General features: G+C 59.9%; 22 protein-coding genes and 1 pseudogene. 12 read left to right on the forward strand and 11 right to left on the reverse strand.

Translation table 11 applies throughout. The annotated features are described in order from the left end of the window. Positions 1–8: 8 nt before the first annotated feature. From glnG to glnA, 4 genes are all read right to left on the reverse strand, one after another. Positions 9–1436: a nitrogen regulation protein NR(I) gene (glnG, locus tag AAIA72_RS15325; protein ID WP_369601155.1), complete on the reverse strand. Its 1428-nt coding sequence runs from the start codon at positions 1434–1436 to the stop codon at positions 9–11. Beyond that, positions 1433–2503, reverse strand: a complete 1071-nt coding sequence (gene glnL / locus AAIA72_RS15330; RefSeq protein ID WP_369601156.1) for a nitrogen regulation protein NR(II) — start codon at positions 2501–2503, stop codon at positions 1433–1435. Before glnL ends, glnG begins: the two co-directional genes overlap by 4 nt. A gap of 173 nt (positions 2504–2676) precedes the next feature. Beyond that, positions 2677–3189, reverse strand: coding sequence for a DUF4124 domain-containing protein (locus tag AAIA72_RS15335; protein ID WP_369601157.1), 513 nt, complete (start codon positions 3187–3189; stop codon positions 2677–2679). A gap of 95 nt (positions 3190–3284) precedes the next feature. Continuing rightward, positions 3285–4694, reverse strand: a complete 1410-nt coding sequence (glnA, locus tag AAIA72_RS15340; protein ID WP_369601158.1) for a glutamate--ammonia ligase — start codon at positions 4692–4694, stop codon at positions 3285–3287. Positions 4695–5052: 358 nt separating this feature from the next. Here glnA and typA point away from each other — a divergent pair, with 358 nt between their 5' ends. The 11 genes and pseudogenes from typA (at position 5053) to AAIA72_RS15395 (ending at position 17472) form a co-directional block, all read left to right on the forward strand. Continuing rightward, positions 5053–6873 (forward strand): translational GTPase TypA, encoded by a 1821-nt coding sequence (gene typA, locus AAIA72_RS15345; RefSeq protein ID WP_369601159.1) that lies wholly within the window; start codon positions 5053–5055, stop codon positions 6871–6873. A gap of 175 nt (positions 6874–7048) precedes the next feature. Further along, the gene (gene dtd / locus AAIA72_RS15350) at positions 7049–7498 is read left to right on the forward strand and encodes a D-aminoacyl-tRNA deacylase (protein WP_369601160.1); all 450 of its coding nucleotides are present in this window, start codon (positions 7049–7051) and stop codon (positions 7496–7498) included. Between the two features lie 491 nt (positions 7499–7989). Continuing rightward, positions 7990–9000, forward strand: coding sequence for a porin (locus AAIA72_RS15355; protein ID WP_369601161.1), 1011 nt, complete (start codon positions 7990–7992; stop codon positions 8998–9000). Positions 9001–9082: 82 nt separating this feature from the next. Further along, a complete protein-coding gene (locus AAIA72_RS15360; RefSeq protein ID WP_369601162.1) occupies positions 9083–9940 on the forward strand; it encodes an inorganic triphosphatase in 858 nt (285 codons plus the stop codon). Positions 9941–9994: 54 nt separating this feature from the next. Next, positions 9995–10792: a DUF547 domain-containing protein gene (locus AAIA72_RS15365; protein ID WP_369601163.1), complete on the forward strand. Its 798-nt coding sequence runs from the start codon at positions 9995–9997 to the stop codon at positions 10790–10792. A 46-nt stretch (positions 10793–10838) separates the two neighbouring features. Continuing rightward, positions 10839–11858, forward strand: a pseudogene (locus AAIA72_RS15370) (bifunctional glutamine synthetase adenylyltransferase/deadenyltransferase); the annotation flags it as partial. Further along, entirely contained in the window at positions 11834–13684 is a 1851-nt protein-coding gene (glnE, locus tag AAIA72_RS15375) for a bifunctional [glutamate--ammonia ligase]-adenylyl-L-tyrosine phosphorylase/[glutamate--ammonia-ligase] adenylyltransferase (protein WP_369603019.1), read from the forward strand. The pseudogene AAIA72_RS15370 and the gene glnE, both read left to right, overlap by 25 nt. Before the next feature lie 33 nt (positions 13685–13717). Next, positions 13718–14641, forward strand: a complete 924-nt coding sequence (locus tag AAIA72_RS15380) for a branched-chain amino acid transaminase (protein ID WP_369603020.1) — start codon at positions 13718–13720, stop codon at positions 14639–14641. After that, complete coding sequence (gene waaF, locus AAIA72_RS15385; RefSeq protein WP_369601164.1) at positions 14641–15690, forward strand: lipopolysaccharide heptosyltransferase II; 1050 nt, start codon at positions 14641–14643, stop codon at positions 15688–15690. Before AAIA72_RS15380 ends, waaF begins: the two co-directional genes overlap by 1 nt. After that, positions 15683–16714 carry a lipopolysaccharide heptosyltransferase I gene (waaC, locus tag AAIA72_RS15390; RefSeq protein ID WP_369601165.1) on the forward strand — a complete coding sequence of 344 codons (1032 nt, stop codon included), beginning with the start codon at positions 15683–15685 and terminating at the stop codon, positions 16712–16714. The genes waaF and waaC overlap by 8 nt, the downstream gene beginning before the upstream one ends. Next, on the forward strand, positions 16711–17472 hold the full coding sequence (locus tag AAIA72_RS15395; protein ID WP_369601166.1) for a glycosyltransferase family 2 protein: 762 nt from the start codon (positions 16711–16713) through the stop codon (positions 17470–17472). Before waaC ends, AAIA72_RS15395 begins: the two co-directional genes overlap by 4 nt. On the opposite strand, the gene AAIA72_RS15400 is transcribed toward AAIA72_RS15395, so the two are convergent. The 7 genes from AAIA72_RS15400 to lpxL are packed head-to-tail and all read right to left on the reverse strand — an operon-like array spanning position 17423 to position 24980. Further along, complete coding sequence (locus tag AAIA72_RS15400) at positions 17423–18451, reverse strand: glycosyltransferase family 9 protein (protein ID WP_369601167.1); 1029 nt, start codon at positions 18449–18451, stop codon at positions 17423–17425. The two genes, AAIA72_RS15395 and AAIA72_RS15400, sit on opposite strands and share 50 nt — an antisense overlap. Next, on the reverse strand, positions 18448–19641 hold the full coding sequence (locus AAIA72_RS15405) for an O-antigen ligase family protein (protein ID WP_369601168.1): 1194 nt from the start codon (positions 19639–19641) through the stop codon (positions 18448–18450). Before AAIA72_RS15405 ends, AAIA72_RS15400 begins: the two co-directional genes overlap by 4 nt. Beyond that, complete coding sequence (locus AAIA72_RS15410) at positions 19638–20747, reverse strand: glycosyltransferase family 9 protein (protein WP_369601169.1); 1110 nt, start codon at positions 20745–20747, stop codon at positions 19638–19640. The genes AAIA72_RS15405 and AAIA72_RS15410 overlap by 4 nt, the downstream gene beginning before the upstream one ends. Further along, positions 20737–21825, reverse strand: coding sequence for a glycosyltransferase family 4 protein (locus tag AAIA72_RS15415; protein ID WP_369601170.1), 1089 nt, complete (start codon positions 21823–21825; stop codon positions 20737–20739). Before AAIA72_RS15415 ends, AAIA72_RS15410 begins: the two co-directional genes overlap by 11 nt. After that, a complete protein-coding gene (locus AAIA72_RS15420) occupies positions 21822–22946 on the reverse strand; it encodes a glycosyltransferase family 4 protein (RefSeq protein ID WP_369601171.1) in 1125 nt (374 codons plus the stop codon). Before AAIA72_RS15420 ends, AAIA72_RS15415 begins: the two co-directional genes overlap by 4 nt. Next, positions 22943–24058, reverse strand: coding sequence for a putative lipopolysaccharide heptosyltransferase III (gene rfaQ / locus AAIA72_RS15425; RefSeq protein ID WP_369601172.1), 1116 nt, complete (start codon positions 24056–24058; stop codon positions 22943–22945). The genes AAIA72_RS15420 and rfaQ overlap by 4 nt, the downstream gene beginning before the upstream one ends. Continuing rightward, on the reverse strand, positions 24048–24980 hold the full coding sequence (lpxL, locus tag AAIA72_RS15430) for an LpxL/LpxP family Kdo(2)-lipid IV(A) lauroyl/palmitoleoyl acyltransferase (RefSeq protein ID WP_369601173.1): 933 nt from the start codon (positions 24978–24980) through the stop codon (positions 24048–24050). Before lpxL ends, rfaQ begins: the two co-directional genes overlap by 11 nt. A 188-nt stretch (positions 24981–25168) precedes the next feature. Here lpxL and AAIA72_RS15435 point away from each other — a divergent pair, with 188 nt between their 5' ends. Then, a complete protein-coding gene (locus AAIA72_RS15435) occupies positions 25169–26338 on the forward strand; it encodes an ISNCY family transposase (protein ID WP_369600308.1) in 1170 nt (389 codons plus the stop codon). Positions 26339–26460 lie beyond the last annotated feature (122 nt).

The raw sequence follows: 26460 nt of genomic DNA on the forward strand, positions 1-26460 counted from the left end.
CAAGGCTGTCAGTCCTCCGAATCCGCCGTATCGTGCATGCCCAGCTCCTTCAGCTTGCGGGTCAGGGTGTTGCGTCCCCAGCCCAGCAAGTCCGCTGCATCTTTCTTGCGCCCGCCGGTGTGCGCCAGGGCCACCTCAATCAGGGTCCGCTCAAAGGCAGGTACGGCCTGCTCCAGGATGGCCGTCTCCCCCCGCTTCAGGGCATCGGTTGCCCACTGGCGCAGCGCCGGTTGCCATGCAGGCGTGACCTGGTGGGTCGCGGGTATTTCCGGTCTCAGTTCCGGAGGCAGATCCTCAACCTGAACCTCCTTGCCGGCCGCCATGACCGTCAGCCAGCGACAAAGGTTTTCAAGCTGCCGCACATTGCCCGGCCAGGGCAACTGTTTGAGAAAGCTTTCCGCCTCGGGTGTCAGCACCTTGGGTTCTGCATTCAATTCGCGCGCGGCCCTGGCGAGAAAATGGCGCGCCAGTCTGGGAATGTCTTCCCTGCGGTCACTCAGTCTGGGCAGGTGAATCCGGATCACGTTGAGCCGGTGGAACAGATCCTCGCGGAAGCGGCCCTCGGCCACCAGTGTTTCGAGATCCTGATGCGTTGCCGCAATGATGCGCACATCTGCCCGCACGGGGGTGGACCCGCCCACACGAAAGAACTCGCCGTCTGCCAGCACGCGCAGCAGCCGGGTCTGTGCATCGGCGGGCATGTCACCGATCTCGTCCAGGAACAGAGTCCCGCCACGGGCCTGCTCGAACCGCCCCTGTCGACTTGCCGCAGCACCGGTAAACGCCCCCTTCTCGTGGCCGAACAGTTCCGACTCGATCAGATCCTTCGGAATGGCAGCCATGTTCAGCGCGATGAAGGGCGCATTCCGGCGCGGGCTGTGCTGATGCAGTGCCCGCGCCACCAGTTCCTTGCCGGTACCGGACTCCCCGTTGATCAGGACGGTGATGCTGGATTGCGAGAGCCGGCCGATGGCACGAAACACCTCCTGCATCGCCGGTGCCTCACCGATGATCTCCGTCGTCTGTTCCGAGGGCTCGGTAGCCGGCGCGTGAATCCGTCTGGACTCCCGGGCGTGATGGATGGCCCGCTGAATCTGGGCTACCGCTTCGTCCAGGTCAAACGGCTTGGGGAGATATTCAAAGGCACCCGACTGGTAGGAGGACACCGCACTTTCCAGATCAGAGTGGGCCGTCATGATGATCACCGGCAGTTCAGGCCAGCGCTCGTGAATTTCCGACAGCAATGACAAGCCATCCTGACCCGGCATGCGGATATCGCTCACAATCACATCGGGCTGATCGGATTCCAGCAGGTTCAGGACGCCCTCTGCAGAGGAGAAGGTCCGGCACCCGATGCCAGCCTGTTCAAGCGCCTTTTCAAGTATCCAGCGAATGGATGTGTCGTCATCAATGATCCAGACCAGTCCGTCCGTCATGCGTGTGCCTCCAGCGGCAGATAAACCATGAATTCCGTATGTCCCGGGCGGGACTCGCACTCAATCAGCCCACCATGCTGGCCAACGATACTCTGGGCAATGGACAGTCCCAGGCCCGTGCCCTCGGCACGGCCGCTGACCATGGGATAAAACAGGCTTTCCTGCATGCGCGGGTCAATGCCCGGCCCCGTATCCACCACACTGACCTTCAGCACCAGCCGGTGCCGGGCCTGTCCGATCGTGAACTGACGCTGAGGGCGTGTGCGGAAAATGATGCGCCGCTCGGGCAGCTCCGGTGCCTCCAGCAGGGCCTGCATGGCGTTCCGGGCAAGATTGAGAAAGACCTGAACCAGTTGACTCCGGTCTCCCGGAATTTCCGGCAGGCTGGGATCATAATCCCGTACCAGCGTGATCCGCCCGGCAGCCTCGGCCTGAATGAGCTGGATCACCCGCTCAAGCACTTCATGAATGTTCAGCGGTACCCGTTCGGGCAACCGGGTCGGACCCAGCATGCGGTCAACCAGGTGTCTCAGTCGGTCAGACTCTTCAATAATGATTCGCGTATAGGCCCGGCTGTCATCATCCGGCAGCACGCGCTGGAGCAGTTGTGCGGCACCGCGGATGCCTCCAAGCGGATTCTTGATTTCGTGTGCCAGCCCGCGAACCAGCAGCCGGGTGGCCTCCTGCTTGGCCAGCAGGGCCTCTTCACGGCTGATGCGATCGAGGCGGTCACGTGCGGTAAACTCCATGATCAGGTGTGTATTGAGCGCATCCTGAAGCCGGCTGACACTGAAATCGACATGGATGGTGGCTCCGGAGGCCAGTGTCAGGGTGCATTCCCTTTGCGTGAAGGTCTGACCGGTCTCCATGCACTTGAGCAGCACTTCGCGCGTACTGTCCTCCAATACCAGGGCAGTTTCCAGTGGCTGATCACAGAGATGGGACGCGCTGGCCTCGAGCAGACTTTCGGCTGCGGGATTGAGGTAGACCGGCTGAAGCTGCCCATTGAGCACCAGGATGGCGGTCGTCAGGTGTTCGGTCAGTGCTGACACGATCGGTGTGTTCATCCACAATTTCCTGTTTGAGTCAGTCCTGATTCAGCAAGAAACGCGCCATCATCTGTGCGTGCGTTGTTGGCGCAACAGGCCCGCGGAGGCGGGCCATGCCGGCTGCCAGGCGGGAGTCAGACACCAGTTTAGCGCATTCTGATTAATAAACGCACCAAAATGGTGCGGCCGGGTTATCTGCGAACGCGGGGGCGCTGGATGGTGAAGGTGATGGCGGGGGTGCTCTGGATGACCTGTCCGTCACGCATGACGTTCACTTTGAGAGAGTGCGTGCCCCGGTACACATTGTTGAGTACCAGTACGCCACCGCTTGCCGGAACAGGCTGACCGTCGAGCACCGCTTGCAAGAAATGGCCCGGTTGAAGAGGAGGGTCCATATCCACCAGGACGGTCACGTTACCGTCACCGGAGAAAAAGGCGCTCTGGTCTTCCGGGAAGCGGATTTTCAGTGTCTTGTAGGGGAGAGCCGGCGGTTCAGGGGGTGTCTGCCGGGGCCGAGAAGGCACTTCGCTGGCCTTGGGCAGGGAAATGATCTGTACAGGGGGCAGTTCGACCTTCTCGGCTCCCTCACGGGGCGAGTCGCTGTATTCCACGTTACCCTGCGGATCCACCCAGCGATAGATTTCTGCCTGAGCATTCAGGATAGTCAGGCCGAGAGCGATACAAAGCCAAGTCCGTGTTGTCATGGTGTCCTCCTGTACTCATCAATGTACCAGAACCGCGGACAAAAAAAACCCCGGCAATGCACGGGCATGCCGGGGTCCTCTGTCCCGGAAGGGGATCAGATGGAGTAGTACATGTCGAACTCGACCGGGTGGGTGGTCATGTTCAGACGCTCCACCTCGCCACGCTTCAGGTCAATGTAACCCTGAATCATGTCTTCGGTGAATACACCGCCACGGGTCAGGAACTCGTGGTCGCGCTCCAGATAATCCAGCGCCTGCTCCAGAGAGCTGCACACGGTCGGAATGCCTTTGGCCTCTTCCGGCGGCAGATCATACAGATCCTTGTCCATGGCATCGCCCGGATGGATCTTGTTCTGGATACCGTCAAGGCCGGCCATCAGCATGGCGGCGAAAGCCAGGTACGGGTTGGCTGTCGGATCCGGGAAGCGAACCTCGATGCGGCGTGCCTTCGGATTGGTCACAAACGGAATCCGGATGGAAGCCGAGCGGTTGCGGGCAGAGTAGGCCAGCATGACCGGCGCTTCGAAGCCCGGCACCAGGCGCTTGTAGGAGTTGGTGGAAGCGTTGGTGAACGCGTTCAGTGTCCGGGCATGCTTGATGATGCCGCCGATGTAGTACAATGCTTCGTCGCTCAGGCCGGCATAGCCATCACCGGCAAAGATGTTCTTGCCGTCCTTGCTGAGAGACTGGTGGCAGTGCATGCCGCTGCCGTTGTCACCCACCACGGGTTTCGGCATGAAGGTGGCCGTCTTGCCATAGGCATGAGCCACGTTGTGTACGCAGTACTTGAGAATCTGAACTTCGTCAGCCTTTTTCACCAGTGTGTTGGCGCCAACACCAATTTCGCACTGACCCGCGGTGCCAACCTCGTGGTGGTGGACTTCAATCTCCAGGCCCATGGCTTCCATGGCGGCGCACATGGCGGCACGAAGATCGTGGAGTGAATCCACCGGCGGTACCGGGAAATAGCCGCCCTTGACACCCGGACGGTGACCGATGTTGTTACGGTCGAAATCTTCGCCGGATACCCATGCGGCTTCCTCGGAGAAAACTTCGTAGAAGGAGCCCTTCATGTCCGTGTTCCACTTGACGCTGTCAAATACGAAGAACTCGGGCTCCGGGCCAAACAGTACCGTGTCTGCAATACCCGTGGATTTCAGGTACTCTTCCGCACGTGCTGCAACAGAGCGGGGATCGCGCTCGTAGCCCTGCATGGTCGTGGGCTCGACGATGGAGCAACGCAGGTTCAGCGTTGTGTCTTCCGTAAACGGATCAATGACGGCTGTTTCATCGTCCGGCATCAGGATCATGTCGGATTCATTGATGCCCTTCCAGCCCGCAATGGAAGAGCCATCGAACATCTTGCCTTCCTCAAAGAAGCCCTCTTTGGTGGCTTCTGCGGCAGGAATGGTGACGTGTTGTTCTTTCCCGCGCGAGTCGGTAAAGCGCAGGTCAACCCATTTGACGTCGTGTTCTTTGATCAGGTTCAGAGTTTTCTCTGACATTCCGGTTACTCCGTTTTGTAGCATTGATGTTGTGATGTTCCGGGCGCTGCGATCCGGAAAAGTCCTTACGGGCGAAAGCGTATCAGAACTGCCCGAAAAGTGCTCTGGTTTTTTGAGAAAGCAAGGACGATGCCATATTGCATGGCTTGTCCAAGTTGCTGATTCATATGAGAAGAGGCTGTTCGGTGAAATCAGCGTGCGCACCAAAATGGGGCGTGAAGCGTATCGGTAGAGTGTGAGTGCACCAAAACAGTGCGCAACCAAAGGTGGCTTTGGGTAAGCGGGCAGGGTCCCGTATACGGCTGACCCCAACACCTGTATAATGTGCGGCCTTGAAAAAACCGAACGGATAGCAACAGTGATCAGTAAACTACGTAACATCGCCATCATCGCCCACGTTGACCACGGCAAGACAACACTCGTGGACAAGCTGCTGCAGCAGAGCGGCACACTCGGGCGCAAGCAGGTGGACGCCGAGCGCATCATGGACTCCAACGATCAGGAGCGGGAGCGCGGCATCACCATTCTGGCCAAGAATACCGCTATCCGTTGGAACGACTACCGCATCAACATCGTCGATACTCCCGGACACGCCGACTTCGGTGGTGAAGTGGAGCGTGTGCTGAGCATGGTCGATTCCGTGCTGCTGCTGGTGGACGCGGTGGATGGCCCCATGCCCCAGACCCGCTTTGTGACCCAGAAGGCGTTCGAGCGTGGCCTGCGTCCCATCCTGGTGGTGAACAAGATCGACCGGCCGGGCGCCCGTCCGGACTGGGTGATCAACGAGGTCTTTGACCTGTTTGACCGCCTGGGTGCCACGGACGAGCAACTGGATTTCCCCATTATCTATGCGTCGGCCCTTCAGGGGATTGCCGGTCTGGATCCGGATGACATGGCCGAGGACATGACGCCGCTGTTCGAGATGATCGTCAACAACGTGCCGCCGCCCGAGGTCAATACCGACGGCCCCTTCCAGATGCAGATCAGTGCCCTGGACTACAACAGCTATGTCGGGGTCATCGGCGTGGGGCGCATTACGCGCGGTACGGCCCGGACCAACATGCCGGTTGTGGTGGTGGACCGTGACGGCAAGCGCCGCAATGGCCGGATCCTGACCGTCATGGGTTATCACGGCCTGGAACGGGTCGAGGTGGAAACGGCCTCCGCAGGGGATATCGTCTGCGTGACCGGTCTGGAAGTGCTCAACATCTCGGATACCCTCTGTGACCCGGCACATCCGGAGGCCCTTCCGCCGCTGAAGGTGGACGAACCCACCGTCAGCATGACCTTCCAAGTCAACGACTCGCCCTTTGCAGGCAAGGAAGGCAAATATGTCACCAGCCGCAACATCAAGGAGCGTCTGGAGAAGGAGCTGATCCACAACGTGGCGCTGCGGGTCGAGGAAGGTGACAGTCCGGAAAAATTCAAGGTGTCCGGCCGTGGTGAGCTGCACCTGTCCGTACTGATTGAAACCATGCGGCGTGAAGGCTATGAGCTGGGCGTTTCCCGTCCTGAAGTGATTATTCGTGAGATTGATGGCGTCAAGCAGGAACCCTACGAGCACGTGGTGATTGATGTGGATGATGCGCATCAGGGCGCTATCATGGAGGAAATGGGCAATCGTCGTGGCGAGCTGAAAAACATGCAGCCTGACGGCAAGGGTCGCACGCGCCTGGAATTCATTGCGCCGTCCCGTGGACTGATCGGCTTCCGCTCCCTGTTCCTGACGCTGACCTCCGGCAGCGGCATCCTGACCCACGTTTTCGATCATTATGGCCCCATGAAGGAAGGTGGCGCCGTGAAGCGCAACAACGGCGTACTGGTATCCAACGTGCAGGGCAAGGCGCTGGGTTATGCCCTGTTCAACCTGCAGGAGCGTGGCCGCCTGTTCATCGGACCGGGTGTGGAAGTGTATGAGGGCATGATCATCGGTATTCACAGTCGTGACAACGATCTGGTCGTGAATCCCACCAAGGCCAAGCAGCTCACCAACGTGCGCGCCTCGGGTTCCGATGAGAACATTCTGCTGACCCCGCCGATCAAAATGACGCTGGAGCAGGCGCTGGAATTCATTGATGACGACGAGCTGGTGGAAGTGACGCCTTCCTCCATCCGTCTGCGCAAGAAATTCCTCAAGGAGCACGAGCGCAAGCGCGCGTCGCGAGCGGAGAAGGGCTGAGATATTTCGGCTTTCCCTGATGCGGCGCCCGGGCTCGGATGTGCTAAGGTCGCCGCAGTGCCTGACTGGCTGTGTTGCTGGATGATGGCTGGCAGGCAAAGTTAGTATGTTTATTCAAGAGAAGAACAATAAAGTTTATGCATCGGATTGACCGCCAAAAAGGTACAGGCCGCGCATGAAAGGATTGCTGCAGCGGGTCACAGAGGCTTCCGTTACGGTGGGTGGCGATGTTGTGGGCGCCATCGGCCGCGGGCTATTGCTGTTTCTCGCGGTGGAGCCGGAAGACAGTGAACGCACGGCAGATCGTCTGCTGGAAAAGGTGCTGGCCTACCGGGTCTTTCCCGATGATGATGACCGCATGAACCTCAGCCTGTCGGACATCTCCGGCGATCTTCTTGTTGTTTCCCAGTTTACGCTTGCAGCCGACACCTCTCGCGGCCTGCGTCCCAGCTTTTCATCTGCCGCCGACCCTGAGAAGGGCAAGGCTCTCTATGATTACTTTGTGGCAAGGGCGCGTGAGCAGGTGATCAACCTGGCGACTGGCCGGTACGGGGCTGACATGAAAGTCCGGCTGGTGAACGACGGACCTGTGACTTTTTTGCTTGAGGTCAAGTCAAATGATTGAGAGGCGCGGCATTATACAAAGGTAGGTGCCGGCTTTGCGCTTGCTTTTGCTATAGTAAGGCAGGCTGGCAAGTGTGGTGTGCAACAAGACGCTGATATTAAAGAGGAAGCCGGAGCAGTGCCGGAAACTGGCCGGGAACGTGCGATAAGATGCCGGCTTCTTGTGACAAAAAAGTTTAAGTTTTTTCGAGGGAACAGGTTGCAAAATTAACAACATTGTATTACATATTGTTCCTGAGAATGAGTATTAGGTCATTGGTCTAACCAACTGTTAGGCAAGGGGAATTGTCCCTTCAGGGAAGGCAATGAAAGAAAACCCCTCAACGCCGGAAACGACAGGAGGAAGTGCCGTAAAAAATTTGACTGACAGCAAAATGTCATGTAAATGACATATGGCCTGACTATAAATGGGCACGCAAGTGGCCGAATAACGAAACAGAATCCAACAACCGGCTTCGCAAGAAGTTAACTGACACACAAAAGGAAGACGAAATGAAAAAGACTCTGATCGCTTCAGCAATTGCTGCTGCAACTTTCGCATCCTCCAGCGCTTTCGCGATGGACCCGGCTGCTGAGCTGGCTGCCAAGATCAACTCCATGCCGACTGTATACGGCAACATCCAGCTGGGTTACTTGAACAGCGAAACGGACAACGGTTCTACCACAACCACCACCAATAGCGTTTTTGACAACGGTTCCACCATCGGTGTGAAGCACTCTCACGAGATTGCACCGGGCATCACCGGCTTCCTGAAAATGGAATTCGATGTGGATGCGGTCACCAGCGCTACGCAGTTCTCCACAGACGAAGCCTACATGGGTGTAAAAGGTGATTTCGGTTCCGTACAGTTCGGTTCTGATGACACGGTATACGAGTGGGTCAAGGTAGTTCCGGACGAAGCCATTGATCTGTCTTATGACGATGTGGCAGGTGTCAACGAATCCAACAACTTCCAGTACACTTCTCCCAAGCTGGCAGGTATGGCAACTGTGGGCGTGACGCTGCCGACAGACGCCAGCCTCAACGACGAGAACCACGCACTGGCACTGGCTGTCAAGGCCGCTCCGGTTGAGAACCTGAATGTGGTTCTGGCCTATGCCATGGGTCGTGAGCAAGGCGCTCTGGATACAGGTGACAGCATTGGTCTGTCCGCAGCTTACAGCATGGACAACATTACAGTAGTTGGCCAGTTCCAGAAGAAGAGCGCAAACAGCGTTAGTGGCACAGACGACAAAGAGTCTGACCTGACTACCTTCGCGCTGCGCGGCACTGTCGCACTGGGCGCCAACAGCCTGTCTCTGGCCTACCGCACCACTGCTACCGATGCGGACACTGCAGGTCAGAAAGACACCATCAGCGGCTTCTGGCTGCAGGGCATGCACAACGTGTCTGACAACATGTACGTATATGCTGAATACGTGGCAGAAACCACTGAGTACAAGGGTTCTTCAGCTGATACTGACGTGAACACCTTTGCTGTAGGTGCCACCTACTTCTTCTAAGTTCCCCTTGGAACCTGGAAGTACCGAAAAGCCGGCTGATGCCGGCTTTTCTCGTTATGGGTCAGGCCAACAGGGGCCAGGTATGCAGAACGAAGTAGAAATCAAGCTGGGCGTCGCGGGCTTTGCACAACCGGCTATCGAAGATGCCCTGATTGCACGGTTAGGGAAGCCGGACACGCGCATGCTCCATAACCGGTATTTTGACACACCGGACCGTGCCCTCTGGCATCAGCGCATGGCTGTGCGCTTGCGTGAAAAGGCTGGCCAGTGGCAGATGACGCTGAAAGGGAAGGGCGGGCAGGCGGGTGGCCTGCATCGCCGGCAGGAATGGGAATGGCCGGTTCAGTCACCCGATCTGGATGTGGAGCGGCTCGTGGCAACCGGAATGCTGGACGCAGAAACGGTGGCGCGCCTGGCGCCGGTGTTCGATACGGATTTTGAGCGCAAGATCTGGTATGTCACAGGCGAGGATCTCCATGCGGAAGTCGCGCTGGACAGCGGCTGGATATGCGCCGGGGAAAAACGGGAACCCTTGTGCGAGCTGGAGGTCGAATTGATGTCAGGCTCTGCTCAGGCCTTGGTTGCCTGGGCGCAGACGTGGTGTGCCGTCTGGCCCGTGTGGCCGATGACGGCAAGCAAGGCCCAGCGAGGCTATGAACTCGCTTCGGGTGAGTTGTCCGGCCGCGGTGGCATGGTGAGGCGTGCCGAAGTCGCATTTGAAGGCTGGAGCCGGTGGTGTACGGACCATCTTCTGACGGCTTCTTCGCGGCAGGAAGCCTGGGCGCTTCTGGCGCGCGAGGGGCGGGAACAGGCCCGGGATCTGGTGGATGCACTGGGATTGAATTCATCGCCGGCGCGATGGCATGAGGACGATTGGGAGCAGGGAATGGGAACCTTGTGTGCGGACATTCTGAAACACATGGTGACATCCGGAATATGACAAATTTTGTACAATCCGGTACAGTCAGAAAAAATCCTGGTTTGGGGGTGGGATATGAGTGTCAGGCGTTGGGCAGGTACAACCGCAGTATGGCTGAGTCTTCTGGTGATGAGCCTGCCGGCACAGGCACGTGAACCGGACTGGTCCCTCTATGCACGCATTCTCAAGACCTATACCTACCAGGGCGAGAAAAACGGCATGCCTGCCGTGATGGTCCGCTACCGTGACCTCAAAAAGGATCCGGATTTCCCGAAGGTTGTGGAACAGTTGGCGAAATTCCCCAAGTCCGCACTCAAGTCACATGAAGAAAAGCTGGCGTTTTACCTGAACGGTTACAACGTCCTGGCAATCAAGATGGTGCTGGACCACTGGCCCATCGAGAAACTCAAGGCGTTGGGAACATTCTACCGGCCGGTCTGGGTGCACCCTGCCGGTACGCTGGCCGGGGAAGAAGTGACCCTGCGCTATCTGGAAAATGGTGTCCTGAGGAAAATGGGTGACCCCCGGATTCACATGGCGCTGAACTGTGCGTCCATGAGCTGCCCGGATCTGAGGCAGGAGCCCTATACGGCCGCACGGATAGAGGAACAGCTCGCTGATCAGACACGCGTATTTCTGAAAACCAACAAGGCTGTCCGGCTGAGCGGGGATACCCTGCATGTGGCCATCATTTTCGACTGGTTCAAGGAGGATTTCGAACCCGTAGGCGGGGTGGAGGCCTTTTTGCGCACCTATCGTCCGGATCTGCCGCCCTACAAGCAGCTCGTTGCAGACATGCCCTACCATTGGGAAATCAATGAGCATCTGACCATGCGTGAAAAGCAGCAGTGGCTGGCCCGCTTCAGCTGGTAAGTGCCTTTGCGCTATAGTAGGTGCTCTGACACGTACGGAGCACCTCATGACTGCCATTGACGAACGTGCCCGCGCCCGTTTCAGCGACTGGTGCACGGCGCTGAATGGATCACCGGATCCCGTCACCCTGACACCCGCCGTTCGGGAAGGGCTGGTTGCCGCCTTCGCCGTCTCGGATTTTCTCTATCGCGTCGCCCTGCGCTGGCCGGATTGGGTGGTGAGCCACATTGAGTCCGGTGCCCTTGACGCCCCCTGGTATGCCGGAGAGGATCATGGCACACCTGTGCGTCTGCCGGCCGACTTCCCGAACGAGGAGTCCCTGAAGCAGGCGTTGCGTCACTACCGTCAGCAGGCAATGTGGCATATCGTTTACAGGGATCTGGTACTCAACCCGCCTCTCGAAGAAACCGTATCGGACATGACCCGCCTGGCGGAGCAGACGCTGGACGTGGCGCTGGACTGGCTCTGGCAGGATGCCTGCCGTCAGTGGGGCACTCCGACGGGGCCCGATGGAGAGCCCGTGCGCATGGTCGTGATCGGCATGGGCAAGCTGGGGGCCGGTGAACTGAATGTGTCCTCCGATATTGATCTCATGTTTGCATACGAGCATGGCGGGCAGACCCGGGGCGGTGCCCGTACGCTGGAGCATTCGGCGTTTTTTACCCGGCTGGGTCAGCGGCTCATTCAGGCACTGGATCAGACCACGGCGGACGGGCAGGTCTTCCGTGTGGACATGCGGTTGCGTCCTTACGGGCAGAGTGGCGCGTTGGCACTCAGTTTTGATGCCATGGAGCAGTACTACCAGTCTCAGGGACGCGAGTGGGAACGCTACGCGATGATCAAGGCGCGTCCGGTTGCGGGGGATATCGGGGCGGGTGCAAGGCTCATGGACGCGCTGACGCCCTTTGTGTATCGCAAATACATTGATTTCGGGGTGCTGGAATCCCTGCGGGACATGAAACGCATGATTCAGCGGGAAGTGGCGCGCCGCAATCTGGAAAACAACATCAAGCTGGGCCGGGGAGGCATCCGGGAAATCGAATTTGTTGTCCAGGCCATGCAGTTGTTGCGGGGGGGCAGTTGCCGGCGCTGCGCCAGCGCCAGGTCCTCCGGGTACTGCCGGCACTGGCTGAAGCCGGCCTTCTGCCACAGGAAGACGCGAAGGTGTTGGCCGAGGCTTACCGTTATCTGCGCAAGCTCGAACACGCGCTGCAGGGCATGGATGATCGCCAGACCCAGACACTGCCCCAGGATGAGCTGGGCTGGCAGCGTCTGGCGCGCATCATGGGGGCCGATGGTCCGGAAGCTTTGCGGCAACGTACCCTGTCCATACGCAATGCCGTGGCAGAACGATTTGAAGCCGTGGTGGCCAGCGAACATGATGAGGCGCGCGAAGGCGCTGATGCGCTGCACTGGCGGGATCTCTGGCTCCGCGTCCGACAGGGGGAGGGAAGTGATGCCGAAGACAGTGGCCCGCTGGTGGAGGCGCTCCGGAAGCTGGTCGCAGGTTCCCGTTTCCGGCACATGCATCCCCAGGCCCTGGAACGGCTGGATCGTTTTGTCCCGCTGTTGTGTGCGGTGCTGGAAGACGGGCAGGCGACGGAGATCACGATTCAGCGCGTGTTCCGGCTCGTGGAAGCCGTGTTGCGCCGTTCCGCCTATCTGGCCTTGCTGGTGGAAAATCCCGGCGCGCTCAAATTGCTGGTTGAACTGTTCGCCGCCAGTGACTGGGTGGCCTCGCAGATCACGGCGACGCCTGCATTGCTGGATGAGTTGCTCAATGAAGCCACCCTGACGCGGCCGCCGGAACGTTCGGAACTGGAAAACGAGCTGCGGCAGCAGTTGCTTCGGGTTCCGGAAGATGACCTGGAAGGCATCATGGAGACCCTGCGGCAGTTCCGGCATGCACATGTTCTGCGGGTGGCGGTTTCCGAGATCCGGGGCACTCTGCCGGTAATGAAAGTGAGTGACTACCTGACCTGGCTGGCAGAGGTCATCCTTCAGGCCGTATTCGACGTGGCCTGGCAGGACATGGTGCGCCGCCACGGCTGGCCGGAGGCGGAGAGCGAGCAGGCTGCGCGGGAGCAGTTTGCGATGGTCGGCTATGGCAAGCTGGGCGGCATTGAGCTGAGCTACAGCTCCGATCTGGACCTGGTGTTCGTGCATGGCGAAACCGGTAGCCGGACGACGGGCGAGCGGTCATTGGACACGGCCGTATTCTGGGCGCGGCTGGGCCAGAAAATGGTCCATTTGCTCTCCACACGAACCCATTCCGGCATTCTGTACGAGGTGGACATGCGCTTGCGTCCTTCCGGAAACGCCGGACTGCTGGTCACGTCTCTGGAAGCATTCCGGAAGTATCAGCTCAATCAGGCCTGGACCTGGGAGCATCAGGCGCTGGTTCGGGCGCGGGCCGTTGCCGGCGGTCAGGTGGCCTCTGCAGAGTTCGAGGCGGTACGTCGGGAAGTGCTCTGCCAGCCCCGGGACCCGGAGGTTTTGCGACAGGCGGTACTGGACATGCGCGAGCGCATGTACCGGGAGCTGGCAGACCGTCACGCCGGGGAGTTTGATCTCAAGCATGATGTCGGCGGTATCGTGGACATCGAATTTATGGTTCAATATCTGGCACTGCGATGGGCCCACGTTTATCCGGACGTGGTAGAATACAGCGATAACATTCGTATACTGGAAGCTCTGGGTCGTCACGGGCTGCTGTCCCAAGAGGATGCGAACGCGCTGATCGACCTGTACCAGGCACTGAGAGCACGCATCCATCTCCTGGCACTGGACCGCAAACCGGCCCGTGTGCCTGAGGGCACCCTGGATGATGCACGCAAGTTCATCCGGTCCGTCTGGCAGCGTGTCATGGTGGCGCCGCAAGGTGCCGGTTGAAGTCAATGAATCGGGTTTCGAAGGAGAAGAATGATGTCAATGGCAGATCGTGACGGTCTGATCTGGTATGACGGCAAGATGGTTCCCTGGCGCGAGGCCAATACCCATGTGCTGACCCATACCCTGCATTATGGCATGGGCGTGTTTGAAGGTGTACGGGCCTATCCCACTGAGCGCGGACCGGCCATTTTCAAGCTGCGGGAGCATACGGACCGGCTGTTCCGTTCCGCACACATCATGAACATGAAGATGCCGTTTACCAAGGAAGAGGTGAATGAAGCGCAGCGCATGGCCGTGCGCGAGAACGGGCTGAAGGATGCCTATCTGCGCCCGATGGCGTTTTTCGGGTCAGAGGGAATGGGGCTGCGTGCCTCGGGCCTCAAGGTGCACCTGATCGTTGCAGCCTGGAGCTGGCCCAGCTACATGTCCCCGGAGGCCCTGGAGCAGGGGATCAAGGTCAGGACATCATCCTATACCCGGCATCACGTCAATATCAGCATGTGCAAGGCCAAGGCGAACGGTCATTACATCAACTCCATGCTGGCACTGAACGAGGCCCTGTCAGGCGGCGCGGACGAGGCGTTGTTGCTGGATCCGGAAGGCTATGTTGCGGAAGGTTCCGGCGAGAACATTTTCCTGGTGCGTGATGGCAAGCTCTACACCCCGGAACTGACGTCCTGTCTGGATGGTATTACCCGTCGTACCATCATGCAGTTTGCGGAGGAGCTGGGTGTGGACGTTATCGAAAAGCGGATCACCCGTGATGAAGTCTATGTGGCCGATGAAGCCTTCTTTACCGGCACGGCGGCGGAAGTCCTGCCCATCCGCGAGCTGGATGGTCGCCAGATCGGCACCGGCCGCCGGGGCGAGCTGACCACCACATTGCAGAAAATGTACTTTGACGCAGTGCACGGGCGTTCAGAGAAGCATCTGGACTGGCTGACGCTTGTAGGCTGATGCCGGAAACACTGCCTTTCGATTCGCCGCCACGCATCCTGATCGTCGGCCCCTCGTGGGTCGGCGACATGGTCATGGCGCAGTCCCTGTTCATCACTCTACAGCAGTATTATCCCGGTGCTGTGCTGGATGTGCTGGCGCCGGCCTGGAGCGGTCCGGTGCTGGCCTGCATGCCCCAGGTGCGACGGCATCTGCACATGCCCGTGGGGCACGGACGGCTGGGCTGGGGAGAGCGCCGGGCGCTGGGGCATCAGCTTCGGGGACAGTATGACTGGGCCATTGTGCTGCCCAACTCGCTCAAGAGCGCTCTGATTCCCTGGTTTGCCAGAATTCCCGTGCGTACAGGCTGGCGCGGAGAGCTGCGCTATGGCCTGCTCAATGATCTGCGTGTGCTGGACAAGGCGCGCTACCCGAAAATGGTGGAGCGCTTTGTGGTGCTGGCGTGGCAACGGGGTGCGGAGTTGCCCGGCCAATTGCCCCGCCCCCGGCTGGAGGTCGAGGCGACACAGCGTCAGCAGGCCCTGGAAGATCTGTCGCTCTCGCAGCATCGTCCGGTTCTGGCCTTGTGCCCGGGTGCCGAATTCGGGCGCGCCAAGAAGTGGCCGGAAGACTACTATGCGCAGGTGGCGTGTCGCTGGATGGACAGCGGCGGGCAGGTCTGGATATTCGGTTCGCAGAATGATCTGGATACCGCCCGGACCATCGCCGGGCAGGTGGACGGTGATGTGCAGGTGCTGGCCGGCCGTACGACACTGGAGCAGGCCGTGGCGTTGCTGTCCTGTGCGGATCAGGTGGTGAGCAACGATTCGGGGCTGATGCATGTGGCCGCGGCCCTTGACCGGCCACTGGTGGTGGTGTATGGCTCCACTTCGCCCGGATTCACCCCGCCACTGAGCGATCAGGCTCACACCGTGCAGAGTACCATTGAATGCTCGCCCTGCTTTGAGCGTACCTGCCGCTTTGGGCATTATGCCTGTCTGACAGAGCTCAAGCCCGAAACCGTGATGAAGGAGATCCGGCACTGGCCGGATGTGATTGCCCGTGGCTGATCCGCTGCTGATCAAGACCTCGTCCCTGGGGGATGTCATTCACATGCTGCCCGCGCTGACCGATCTCCACCAGGCGCGCCCCGACGTGCGTGTGGATTGGGTGGTGGAAAAAGCCTTTGCGGAAATCCCGGCCTGGCATCCTGCCGTGGGGCGGGTGATTCCCGTCGAGATACGACGCTGGCGCAAACAGCCGCTCCAGTTCTTTCGGTCCCGGGAGTGGGAAACGTTGAAGGGTGTGTTGCAGGACGCACCACTGGCCGTGGATGCTCAGGGACTGCTCAAGAGTGCCTGGATGATGCACTGGGTGTCCGGCGAGCGCATCGGCTATGATCGCGAGAGTATCCGGGAGCCTTTGGCCAGCCTGTTCTACAGCCGCCGTGTCCGGGTATCGCGGGCGCTGCATGCCATCGAGCGGAATCGTTTGCTGCTGGCCGCGGCATTGGGTTATCCCTGCCCGGATACGCCGCCGGATTTCGGAATCGGCGACACCTTTCGTGCGGCAGAGAAGTCCGGTGAGAAAGAGTCTCCCGGTGTATTTCTGTTGCATGGCACCACCTGGCGTACCAAGCATTGGCCGGAAGCATACTGGTCGGAACTGGTCGGCAGGCTGGTGTCAGCGGGCATCCCCGTGACCGTGACCTGGGGCAATGAAACCGAAAGGCAGCGGGCGGAACGGCTCCAGGCCGAGGGCGCCCGCGTGCTGCCCAGGGGCAGTCTGACCGGGTTGGCGCATGCGCTCGCACGCGCGCGTGCGGTGGTGACGGTGGATACAGGCCTGGGGCACCTCGCCGCGGCCCTGGATTGTCCGGTGGTGGCCCTGTTCGGCCCGACGTCCGCCCAACTGACCGGCTTGTATGGCCGCGAGCAGACCTCACTCCAGTCCACATATCACTGTTCGCCCTGTTTCAGAAAGCAATGCCGGTATGCGATGTTGCCCGATGTCAGTGATCCGCCTTGCTGGCAGGCTGTCAGCCCGGAACGGGTATGGAGAGCACTGAAGCCCTGTCTGAAGGAGCTGACATGAGCCGCGTGCCCTTGTCGTTGGTGGTGATCACCCTGAATGAAGCGGCCAGGCTGGAGAAATGCCTGCGCAGCGTTCCCTTTGCGGACGAGATTCTGGTCGTTGATTCGGGATCCACGGACGGCACCGTGGCGTTGGCACGTGAGCTGGGTGCCCGGGTTATCCATCAGGACTGGCTGGGTTATGGCGCGCAGAAGCAGTTTGCCGTGGAGCAGGCGAAACACGACTGGGTGCTGTGCCTGGACGCGGACGAGTGGCTGAGCGACGAGCTTGCACAAGCTATCGAGCGTGTGCTGGCCGCACCCGATGCCGACGGCTACTGCTTCCCGCGCTGCAATCGCTTCATGGGCAGGTGGCTGCGCCACGGCGAAGGTTACCCGGACCTTTCCTTGCGCCTGTTTCGCAAGTCACGGGGGCGCTGGAGTACGGATCCGGTGCACGAGAAGGTGATGCTTGAAGGGGCGGTAAAGCGGATCAGGGGAGATCTCATGCACGAGTCCGAGGAGACGCTCGGGCAGTATCTCGCCAAGCAGAACCGTTATACGGATCTGCAGGCGGAGCAGTTGCGGGCGCGGGGGAAACGCTTTTCCCTCGTCAAGGCACTGACGTCACCCCCGTTTCGTTTCATCAAGTTCTACTTTCTGCGACTGGGGTGTCTCGACGGGGTGCCCGGACTGGTGCATATCTCCATCGGATGCATGAACAGCTACTTCAAGTACATGAAGCTGTACGCGCGGTCAGACGATCGAGTGCAGCCATGACATCCTCCGGTGCAATATCCTTAACACGCTGACTCTCGGGTTGCAGAAGCTCGTAGGGTGATCCGTGAGGATACCAGCGCTGGCTGTCCGTATCGCCGAAGAAGCAGACCATTGGACGTCCCAGGGCGGCGCCGATATGCATGTGCCCGCCATCACTGAGAATCAGTCGATCACAAAGTGCCAGTCCGGCGATGAGCTCGCGCAAATGCCGGGTAGGCACCGGGATGACACTGCCGGGCGGGCAGTTTTGCACGATCTCTCTGGCCAAGTCATCATCTCCCGGATGGCGTGGGTCATCCTGCTTGCCTGGCGCCCAGAACAAAGCCACCTGATGGCCGGATTGGTAAAGCTGATGAATCAGCCGGATCCAATGGTCTCTCGTCCAGCGGTTTGCGGGGCGTCTTGCGCTGATATGGCATCCCGTCAGCGTACGTTCCGGCGTTCTCTGTGGCATGTGCCCGAGAATGGCCCGTGTTTCCTCTGGCGCCACGACCAGTCGCGGTGCTGGCGGGGGTAACAGATCAAGCCCCAGCGGTACAAGCAGTCGCATCATGCGGAAGGCTTCGTGCTCCCGGGAAGCGGGCAGGGCGACCGGATCGGTGACAGAGCGGGATTGGCCCGGCTCACAGAAACTGATGATGCGCCGTGCGCCGGCCAGGCGTGCAAAGCTGACCGCTCGCCGGTTGAATCCCCCGCTGGCCGCAATGGCGACGGACAATCCGGCTTTGCGCAGCCTCAGAAAAGTCATCAGTTTCTGAATGTACACGGCCAGCAGGGACTGTCCTTCATCGCGATGCTTGCCCTTCGTGTAGACGTGAATATGGTCAATGTAGTCCAGCCCCTGCAGTACCGGCACATTGTAGCTGTTCACCAGCACGTGGAGCGTGACCTCCGGCCTGTGCTGCTTCAGCGTGGCAAGCATGGGGAGGGTGCAGATCAGATCACCAATATTGTCGCGTCGGATGACCAGAACGTTCATGTTTGCCTCATTCGGGTGTGCATGTGGTTCCAGGCCAGGACGAGAAGGACCCAGAACAGGATCAGCGGGCCGCGCGTATAAAAGTCGTCGGTGAGGTTCTTCACCAGCATGATGGTAAGAAGGAGCAACCCGGTGACGGCGCTTTTGCGTGTTGCTGCGAGTCCGAGTCCGCCCATGAACTGCCGCGCCACACCAGCGATCATGTAGAGGAAGGCCAGCAGACCGGGTAGGCCGACGCTCGCATAGATATTCAGGAATATGTTGTGTGCGTGGCTGACCAACGGATGTTTGGCCACAGGATGCCGTGCCTTGTCCACGTGATTGTAATCGGCTGACAGATCCCGGCCGTAACCATACCCGAGAACCGGGCGCTCGGCGATCACTTCCATCCAGTAGTCCCAGATTTGCCAGCGTACGTCCCGGGTATAGGTGTTTTCCAGTTTCTGGAGCTGATCGCCCTGCAAGCCGCCGGACTTGGGTGTGTTGACCGAAACCAGAAAGACCAGCACGGCAATGCCCGCCAGTGCCACGCCGACCTGCCGCGAGCTGAACTTGCCGGACAGCGGTGTGTAGATCAGAAGCGCCACGGCCAGTGCGGCCCAGAACATCCGGTTGGAAGTCAGCCAGGCGGTGTAGAGGATCAGTGTCGTCCACAGCAGGATAAAGAGCACACGCAAGGGACCCTTTGCAGGGCGCGAAAGCATGGCCAGCGGCAGTGCCAGCAGCAACACGGTGCTGAGGTCACCGACCCCGGGATCGTAATATCGGAGTTCATGCTGCCAGGTGTTCAGTAGTTCCGGCAGCCCGGGTTGGTAGAGAAATAAGGCCAGCGCAATGGCAGCAAAGCCGGAGAGGGTTGCCGTGGCCAGCAATCTTTCCGAATGCCGGCCTGCCAGGAGCAGCACGATGAGCAGTGGAGGCAGTATTTCCCGCTTGAGAAAACTGAGGGTAATATCCGGATTCACCGACCAGATCAATGATGCGGTGGCCACGAGTGAAAACGGCAGGATACAGTTCAGCATGGGCTTCTGATATTCCCTCATGGGGGGCATCAGCGGCCAGCTGAGCAACAGCAATCCGAGCCCGGCCCACATGAGCCCGGGGGTATGATGGAAAAAGCTGCCAAACACCATGCTCGCCACGGCAACATGAAGACAGATGGTCGCAAGATGATTTCGGTTCAGCGTCATGGGGACTTTTCCTTGGTCATGTCACTCAGCACGTCCCAGACTTCCCCTGGCTGAATCAGATCCATGCACCGCACTTCCGGGCAGCTTTCCAGAGATCTTGCACAGCGGCTGACCCAGGGGAGTGACCGCTTGAACAGGTAGGGCTGATTGCGGCAGGCAATGGGCTTCTCGATGGCGCGGAAAGGGATGGTGCTGAAATACGTGCTGTCGGTGTACAGGCTCGCCGAACCGGGACCAAAGAGGCCCACCGCGGGGGTGCCGGTCAGACGTGCCAGGTGAAGCACCCCGGTATCCGGACAGACGATAGCCTGTGCCCTCTGAACCAGGTGCCAGAGTTGGTCCAGCATCAGATTTCCGGGAAAACGAGGCCAGTGCGCAGGTGCATCCAGCGCATCGATCAGGGCGCGCTCGCCCGGACCGCAACTCAGCACCGGTACCATGCCGTGCTGTTCGATACGTTGCGCAAGGGCTTGCCAGCAGGCGGGAGGCCAGAACTTGGTGGGCGAGCTGGCACCCAGATGCAGCACCACATAGGGGGAGTCCGGTGTCTCCGGAGGTGATTGCGGTGTGACTCGCCACGCATCGGCTGACCAGGTGACATCGGGTAATGGTGTGTCGGGCATCAGCATCAGGTTCATGTCCGGCCAGGCCACAGGGTTCCGGGGTAGCCTGACTTGCTCGTGCACGGGCCAGCTCTTGTAGCCCGGCCGGTCACCCTCAAAGGCACGGATCCAGCGCGCACCCATGGCTAGTGCCAGCCAGCTGTAGCGATTGTCCCCCGGTACAAGTGCCAGGTCCCATCCCTGATTGTCCAGCAATGCCCGTACCGTATCCGGTTTTTTCGGATCATAGGGCAGCGGCAGGACGCCGTAGGGACGGTGCCGGAACAGGGGAATGATCAGCGGATCCATGGTCATCGCGATCTCCGCCTGCGGGTATCTGGCCCGTAGCTGAGCCAGCAGGGGCGCCAGCATGAGGGTGTCTCCGAGAAGCAGGTGGTGGCTGATCAGGATACGCTGCGGTTGTTCCGGACGTTTTCCCGGGCGCAGCCCGTGCCAAAGCCACCAGCGCCATTGCATGCGCCTTGCGCGAGTTCTACCGCTCATCAACCACTTTCCTGAAGATGGCGTCCATCTGTTCGACCATGCTGTCCAGCGTGCAGTGGCGTGAGGCGAACTCATGGCCGGCTGAGGCCATCGCCTCACGGACGTCCGCGCGTTCATACAGATGGGATAGTGCCTGTGTCAGGGCATTGCTGTCCCTGGGAGGTACCAGCCAGCCGGTTTTCTGGTGATGGATGATATCCTCAATGCTCCCCACCGGCGTCGAGACCACCGGGATGCGACAGAGCATGGCCTGCATGAGGCTCTGGGGCACACCCTCGTTGGCATAGGATGGCAGCACGAAGAGATCCAGGGCCTGCAGCCAGGGGGCAACCTCCTGCTGGTGTCCCACAAACCGGACGCGATCCGCCAGTCCCAGTTCCTGTACACGGGATTCAATGGCTGTTCGGTTCGGGCCGTCGCCGATCACCAGAAGGTGAATGGCATCCGGCAGCCGGGCAAGGGCTTCGACAAGATAGGCATGGCCTTTCCACGTGCGTATGGTGGCAACGATGCCCAGATAGAAGGCCTGATTGTCCAGACCGAGGGCGGCGCGTGCCTGGTGCCGGTCCCCTGGCCTGAAGCGCTCAGGGTCAATGCCGGTATGAACGGATGCCACCCTGTCGGGGTGGACAAGGCGCTTTTCAATCAGCTCGTCGCGAATCCGCGTGCCGGTCGTTACCACATAACGGGCGGCCTTGCCATAGAGCCAGCGGTTGCTGACGGAAGGGCTCACCGGTGCCGAGATGTGGCGGGTCCGAACAATGGGGGCAGGGGAGGCGCCGAGCAACTGTGCTACGGCAGTCAGCCAGCTGTCAGTCGAGCTGTGTGTATTGATGATATCCGGTTCCCAGGCGCGGATGAGACGATACATGGCGACCAGACCGCGCCAGTTCTTGCGGTTGATGGGCGCAGGGAGAGTGACCAGTCCCCGCTCCCGGGCTGCTTCGTAAATGGGGGCTTCCGGGGGACAGGCCAGCGCAACTTCATGGCCTTTTTTCATCAGGCCGGTGGCCTCTGTCAGGATGCGGATTTCCTGTCCGCCCCAGCCACAGGAGTTTTCAGTATGGAGAATTTTCATGTGCGTAGGAGTTCCTGGTAAAGTCGGCGCAGGCTGGTGGCCATGCGATCCAGACCATATTCTTCGGCGGTGAGGCGGGCGGGCGGGCGCCATGTCTTGCAGTGGTCAAGGGCCTGACGCAGTGCCTCGGAAAGGGCTTCGGTGTTCCCGGTTTCAAGGATCACACCATGACTCCCGGAAATCAGTTCATGTGCGCCGGTCTGACAGGTCGTAATGACGCCGGTTCCGCACGCCAGTGATTCCAGAACGACGTTTCCAAAAGGCTCGTACCAGGCCGGGTGAACCAGTATATCGGCACACTGGTAGTAGCGCTCCGGCTGGCGCACCGGCCCACGGAAGTACACCCGGTGTTGCAGGCCAAGGGCGTGGGCGAGTGACTCATAATGCTTGCGATGCTTGTCCTGTCCGCAGATCACGAGGTGAACGGCATCCGGAACGCTGGCCAGAGCCTCCAGCAATAGTGACAGGCCCTTTCTCTTGAAGCCGCTGCCCATGAACAGTGCAAGGCAGGCTGCTTGAGGCAGGCCCAGTTCCTGTCGCAACTGCTGTCTTTCTTCCGGGGAAGCCGGTCTGAATCGCTCCAGATCCACGCCGTTGTAGACCAGCGTCAGCTGGTCGTCCCGGAGGTCAAAACGGTTTTTCAGATCTGCTTTTACCATATTGGAAATGCAGATCACCCGCTTCAGTTCGGGCGACTGATACAGCGCCTGTTCCTGCCGGAGAAGATAGCGGTGAAACGGATCATGCCGGGTCCAGAATCGGGTGAGCGGCCCTTCCATTCGTTGCTTCTGTTCCAGCCAGGTGGCATGGACACCGTCTCCCGCCCGGTAAACGGGAACGCCCGGAATGCGCTCAAAGGATTGCACGATGTCAAAGGTGTTTTGCCGGAGCAATTCCCTGACCGACTGCGTGAAGGTCTGCTGCTTCCGCAGGCGTGACCAGCCGGTTCGCCGGGCCTCCAGAAACCGGATTTCCGGGCGTTGTTCCGGTGATTTCTCCCACTTGTGGGCGATGACTGTAAATTCGGTATCCTCGCCGGACAGTGCGGAAAGCGTATTCATGACCATGCGCTCGGCGCCGCCATCCACTCTGAACTGTTGTCGGATCAGTGCAATCTTCATATGCTTGAGTCTGTCAATGTCGAGACGGCATCAATGACCCTTTCAGGGGTGACTTGCCAGAGACAGTCACTGATCTTGCCTCCTCCGCAGCCATCCTGCCCGCACGGCCGACAGCTCAAAGGGGTTGTCAGAACCGTGGACGGCGACTGCCAGGGGCCCCATTCCTGTTCGCTGCTGGGGCCAAAGAGTGCGACAGCAGGCGTCTGACAGGCCGCAGCAAGATGCATGGGCACGGAGTCCAGCCCGATGAATGCGGCAGCACCGTCAATGACGGCTGCCAACTCCTTGAGGCTCAGCTTGCCGGTCAGATTGACCGGAGATGTCCGGCAGGAGCGGAATATGGCGTGTGCCAGCGCAAGTTCGCGTTTGTCCGGCGCGGCGGTTACGACCACTTTCCAACCGCGATCGGACAATGTATCAATGACCCGGCTGAAATTCTCCGGTGGCCAGCCCTTGAACATCCATCGGGATGTAGGGTGGACAACCAGATACCGGTCAGAGTCTTTCAGGCCGCTGTCCCGAAGCAGATCCCGGATACGGGTCCGGGCGGTTTCGGGGATGTCGACACTCAGGGCCGGCGGGTTGGCGGGGTGCAGTCCGATACGTCTCAATGCATCCAGGTGCAGGTCCACCGTGTGTCGCCGGGGCACGATGGGGTAGAGGTGAGTGAATGTGCGTTTCCACAGCCGGCTGTTTTGTCTCCGGCGATACTTGCCCGCCACACTGAACCGGGGGCGAATGAAACGCGTCAGGATGACGCCCCGCCAATGTTCAGTGAGGTGGATGACGAGATCATAACGACGATCCTGTAGCTGCCTGATCAGGTGCCACTCATGCATCAGGTGCTGCCGGGTGCCGGATTTGCGCCACTTGCGGTCGATGCAGTGCAGTTGTGCAAGCTGAGGCAGGCCATCCAGCATGTCCCGGGTTTCAGCATAAACCAGTGCATCAATTTCTGCCTCGGGAAGCTGTTCAGCCAGGCTGGTAATCACCGGGCTGGTCAGCAAGACATCCCCGTGATGCCTGAGCTTGATGACCAGGACCCGACGGATTGTGTCGCGCGGAACCGCGTCAGACAGATTGAAAAGCCGGAGCAGATCGTTATTTTCCACCGTACCGCCTGTGATTGTTGCCGTCAGGTTCCGTCTTGAATCGCCGGTGCATCCAGAGATACTGATCCGGATGTCGGCGGATGGCCCGTTCTATTGCCTGATTCGTCCGCGTTGCGTCGGCCACGTCATCACCCGAAGGGTAATCCGCCAGCGCCGGTTCAAAATGGAGTGTGTATCCGCTGTCATCATCTTCCCGGAAGTGACTGAAGGGCACCACGGCGGCACCCGTGCGCCGGGCCAGTCGTGCCGTGGTGGTCAGTGTCGCGGCAGGCTGGCCGAAAAAGGGGGCAAACACGCTGCCCTGGCGTCCGTAATCCTGATCGGTGGCGTACCAGACCACGCGATTGTGGCGCAGGCAACGGATCAGCCCGCGCAGATCATCCTTGTTGAGTACCGTGCCGTACAGGCGTTGGCGCGAGCGGGTCATGACCAGATTGAAGACCGGATTGTCATGGTCACGCTGCATGACATCCGCCTCGGCAAACAGGGTGTAGAGTGCACCGCCCAGATCCAGAGTGCTGTAATGCCCACCCAGCAGGATGACCCCTTTGCCCTGCTGCAGCGCGGCTTTCAGGTGCTCCAGCCCTTCAACGCGGGTACGCGGGCGCATGGATTCGGGCGACCGGAACCACGCCCGTGCGGCTTCAAAGAGTCCGATGCCATTGGACTCGAAGGTTTTGCGCAGCAATGCCTGTCGCGCCGGTTCGCTCAGTTCCGGAAAGCACAGTTTCAGGTTGGTGTCCGCAATATGCCGGCGCTTGGGCAGTGCGCGCATGGCCAGACGCCCCAGTGCCCGGCCCAGCGCATACTGTGCGCGCAGGGGCAGCCACGCGGCCAGCCACAGCAGGGCGAGGCCCAGCCAGGTCGGCCAGTAACGGGGATGCAGATGCTCGCGGCGAAGTCGGGCACGTATCTCGGACAAAACGGGGGATTCCGGCTGACAATGTGGAGCGTATTTTACCGTCTGACTGTGGGAATCGCCACTGCAGACTTGGGGGCTGTTGGGAGCAAATAAACTGTCCGGACTTGTAGCACGTGATTTGTCCGGTTTCATGATCACCAAGGAGGTGAGCCATGAGACGGACAGAACTGCTACAGGAGATCCGGAAAATGCGATTCGAAGAAGCCTATACGGGATGGACCGAGAAACGGCTGACCCAGGAAGAGGCGGCGCGGCTGCTGGGGGTCTGTGAGCGGACCTTCCGGCGCTATATCGACCGCTACGAGGAGGAGGGCCTCGACGGCCTGATCGACAAGCGCCTGAGTCAGGTTTCCCACCGCAAGGCCCCGGTGGATGAGGTTCTACGCCTCGAGGCGCTCTACAAGGAGCGCTACGACGGCTGGAACATCAAACACTTCTACAGCTTCTACCGCGACCGTCACGGCGGCACACGCAGCTATACCTGGGTACGGAACACCTTGCAGAAGGCAGGCCTGGTCAAGAAGGCACCGGCTCGGGGTAAGCATCGTCGACGCCGCGAGCGGGCGCCCATGGTCGGCATGATGCTCCACCAGGATGGCTCCACCCACGAATGGGTTCCCGGCCACCACTGGGATCTGATCATCACCTTCGATGACGCCACCTCTGAGCACTACTCCATGTTCTTCGTCGAGGAGGAAGGCACGGCTTCGAGCTTCCAGGCCATGCGAGAGGTCATCACCGATCACGGCCTTCCCTCGAGCCTCTATACCGACCGGGGCAGTCACTACTGGCACACCCCCAAGGCCGGCGGCAAGGTCGACAAGTCCAACCTCACCCAGTTCGGCAGGGCCATGGCCCAGCTCGGGGTCGAGATGATCCCCGCCTATTCCCCCGAGGCCCGGGGCCGCTGTGAGCGCCAGTTCGCCACCCATCAGGGACGCCTGCCCAAGGAACTTGCAGCCCAGGGCATTACCACCATGGCGGCGGCCAACCGCTACCTTCGGGAGCACTACCTGCCGGCCTTCAACCGGGAGTTCTGCGTCAAACCCGCCGTCGAGGGCAGCGCCTTCGTGCCTTTCATCGGCCCTGGACTGGACGACATCCTGTGTGAGCAGTACGAACGCACCGTGAACAAGGACAACTGCGTCTCGTTCGAGGGACTCAAGCTGCAGATCCCTGCCGACCGCTATCGGCGCCATTACGTCAAGGCCAAGGTTCGGGTACACCGTTATCCTGATCGCTCCCTGGCGATCTTCCACGGCCCCAGAAGACTGGCCAGTTACACCCCAGAAGGCCTGCCCTTCGACCCCCTCGAACCTATTGATCAGGCACCGGCCAACGTCCGCTGCCAAGTCTGATCATCAGTGGACCCAAAGCGGACAGTTTATGTGCTACAAAACCGGACAGTTCTATTTGTTGCTAACACTGCAGACTTGGGGGCGAATCGGCGCCATGCTAGACTTCGCCGGAACGAATACAG

The sequence above is a fragment of the Thermohahella caldifontis genome (assembly GCF_041153465.1).
Lineage (GTDB): Bacteria > Pseudomonadota > Gammaproteobacteria > Pseudomonadales > Oleiphilaceae > Thermohahella > Thermohahella caldifontis.

Excerpts from the sequence above, each read along its gene's own strand:
- waaF (WP_369601164.1), top strand. The coding sequence starts at position 14,641 with ATGCCGGAAACACTGCCTTTCGATTCGCCGCCACGCATCCTGATCGTC.
- AAIA72_RS15395 (WP_369601166.1), top strand. The coding sequence starts at position 16,711 with ATGAGCCGCGTGCCCTTGTCGTTGGTGGTGATCACCCTGAATGAAGCG.
- AAIA72_RS15415 (WP_369601170.1), bottom strand. The coding sequence starts at position 21,825 with ATGAAAATTCTCCATACTGAAAACTCCTGTGGCTGGGGCGGACAGGAA.
- glnL (WP_369601156.1), bottom strand. The coding sequence starts at position 2,503 with ATGAACACACCGATCGTGTCAGCACTGACCGAACACCTGACGACCGCC.
- AAIA72_RS15335 (WP_369601157.1), bottom strand. The coding sequence starts at position 3,189 with ATGACAACACGGACTTGGCTTTGTATCGCTCTCGGCCTGACTATCCTG.
- glnG (WP_369601155.1), bottom strand. The coding sequence starts at position 1,436 with ATGACGGACGGACTGGTCTGGATCATTGATGACGACACATCCATTCGC.
- AAIA72_RS15405 (WP_369601168.1), bottom strand. The coding sequence starts at position 19,641 with ATGACGCTGAACCGAAATCATCTTGCGACCATCTGTCTTCATGTTGCC.
- AAIA72_RS15400 (WP_369601167.1), bottom strand. The coding sequence starts at position 18,451 with ATGAACGTTCTGGTCATCCGACGCGACAATATTGGTGATCTGATCTGC.
- dtd (WP_369601160.1), top strand. The coding sequence starts at position 7,049 with ATGAAAGGATTGCTGCAGCGGGTCACAGAGGCTTCCGTTACGGTGGGT.
- AAIA72_RS15435 (WP_369600308.1), top strand. The coding sequence starts at position 25,169 with ATGCGATTCGAAGAAGCCTATACGGGATGGACCGAGAAACGGCTGACC.
- AAIA72_RS15420 (WP_369601171.1), bottom strand. The coding sequence starts at position 22,946 with ATGAAGATTGCACTGATCCGACAACAGTTCAGAGTGGATGGCGGCGCC.
- AAIA72_RS15365 (WP_369601163.1), top strand. The coding sequence starts at position 9,995 with ATGAGTGTCAGGCGTTGGGCAGGTACAACCGCAGTATGGCTGAGTCTT.
- AAIA72_RS15360 (WP_369601162.1), top strand. The coding sequence starts at position 9,083 with ATGCAGAACGAAGTAGAAATCAAGCTGGGCGTCGCGGGCTTTGCACAA.
- glnA (WP_369601158.1), bottom strand. The coding sequence starts at position 4,694 with ATGTCAGAGAAAACTCTGAACCTGATCAAAGAACACGACGTCAAATGG.
- AAIA72_RS15355 (WP_369601161.1), top strand. The coding sequence starts at position 7,990 with ATGAAAAAGACTCTGATCGCTTCAGCAATTGCTGCTGCAACTTTCGCA.
- AAIA72_RS15380 (WP_369603020.1), top strand. The coding sequence starts at position 13,718 with ATGTCAATGGCAGATCGTGACGGTCTGATCTGGTATGACGGCAAGATG.
- AAIA72_RS15410 (WP_369601169.1), bottom strand. The coding sequence starts at position 20,747 with ATGAGCGGTAGAACTCGCGCAAGGCGCATGCAATGGCGCTGGTGGCTT.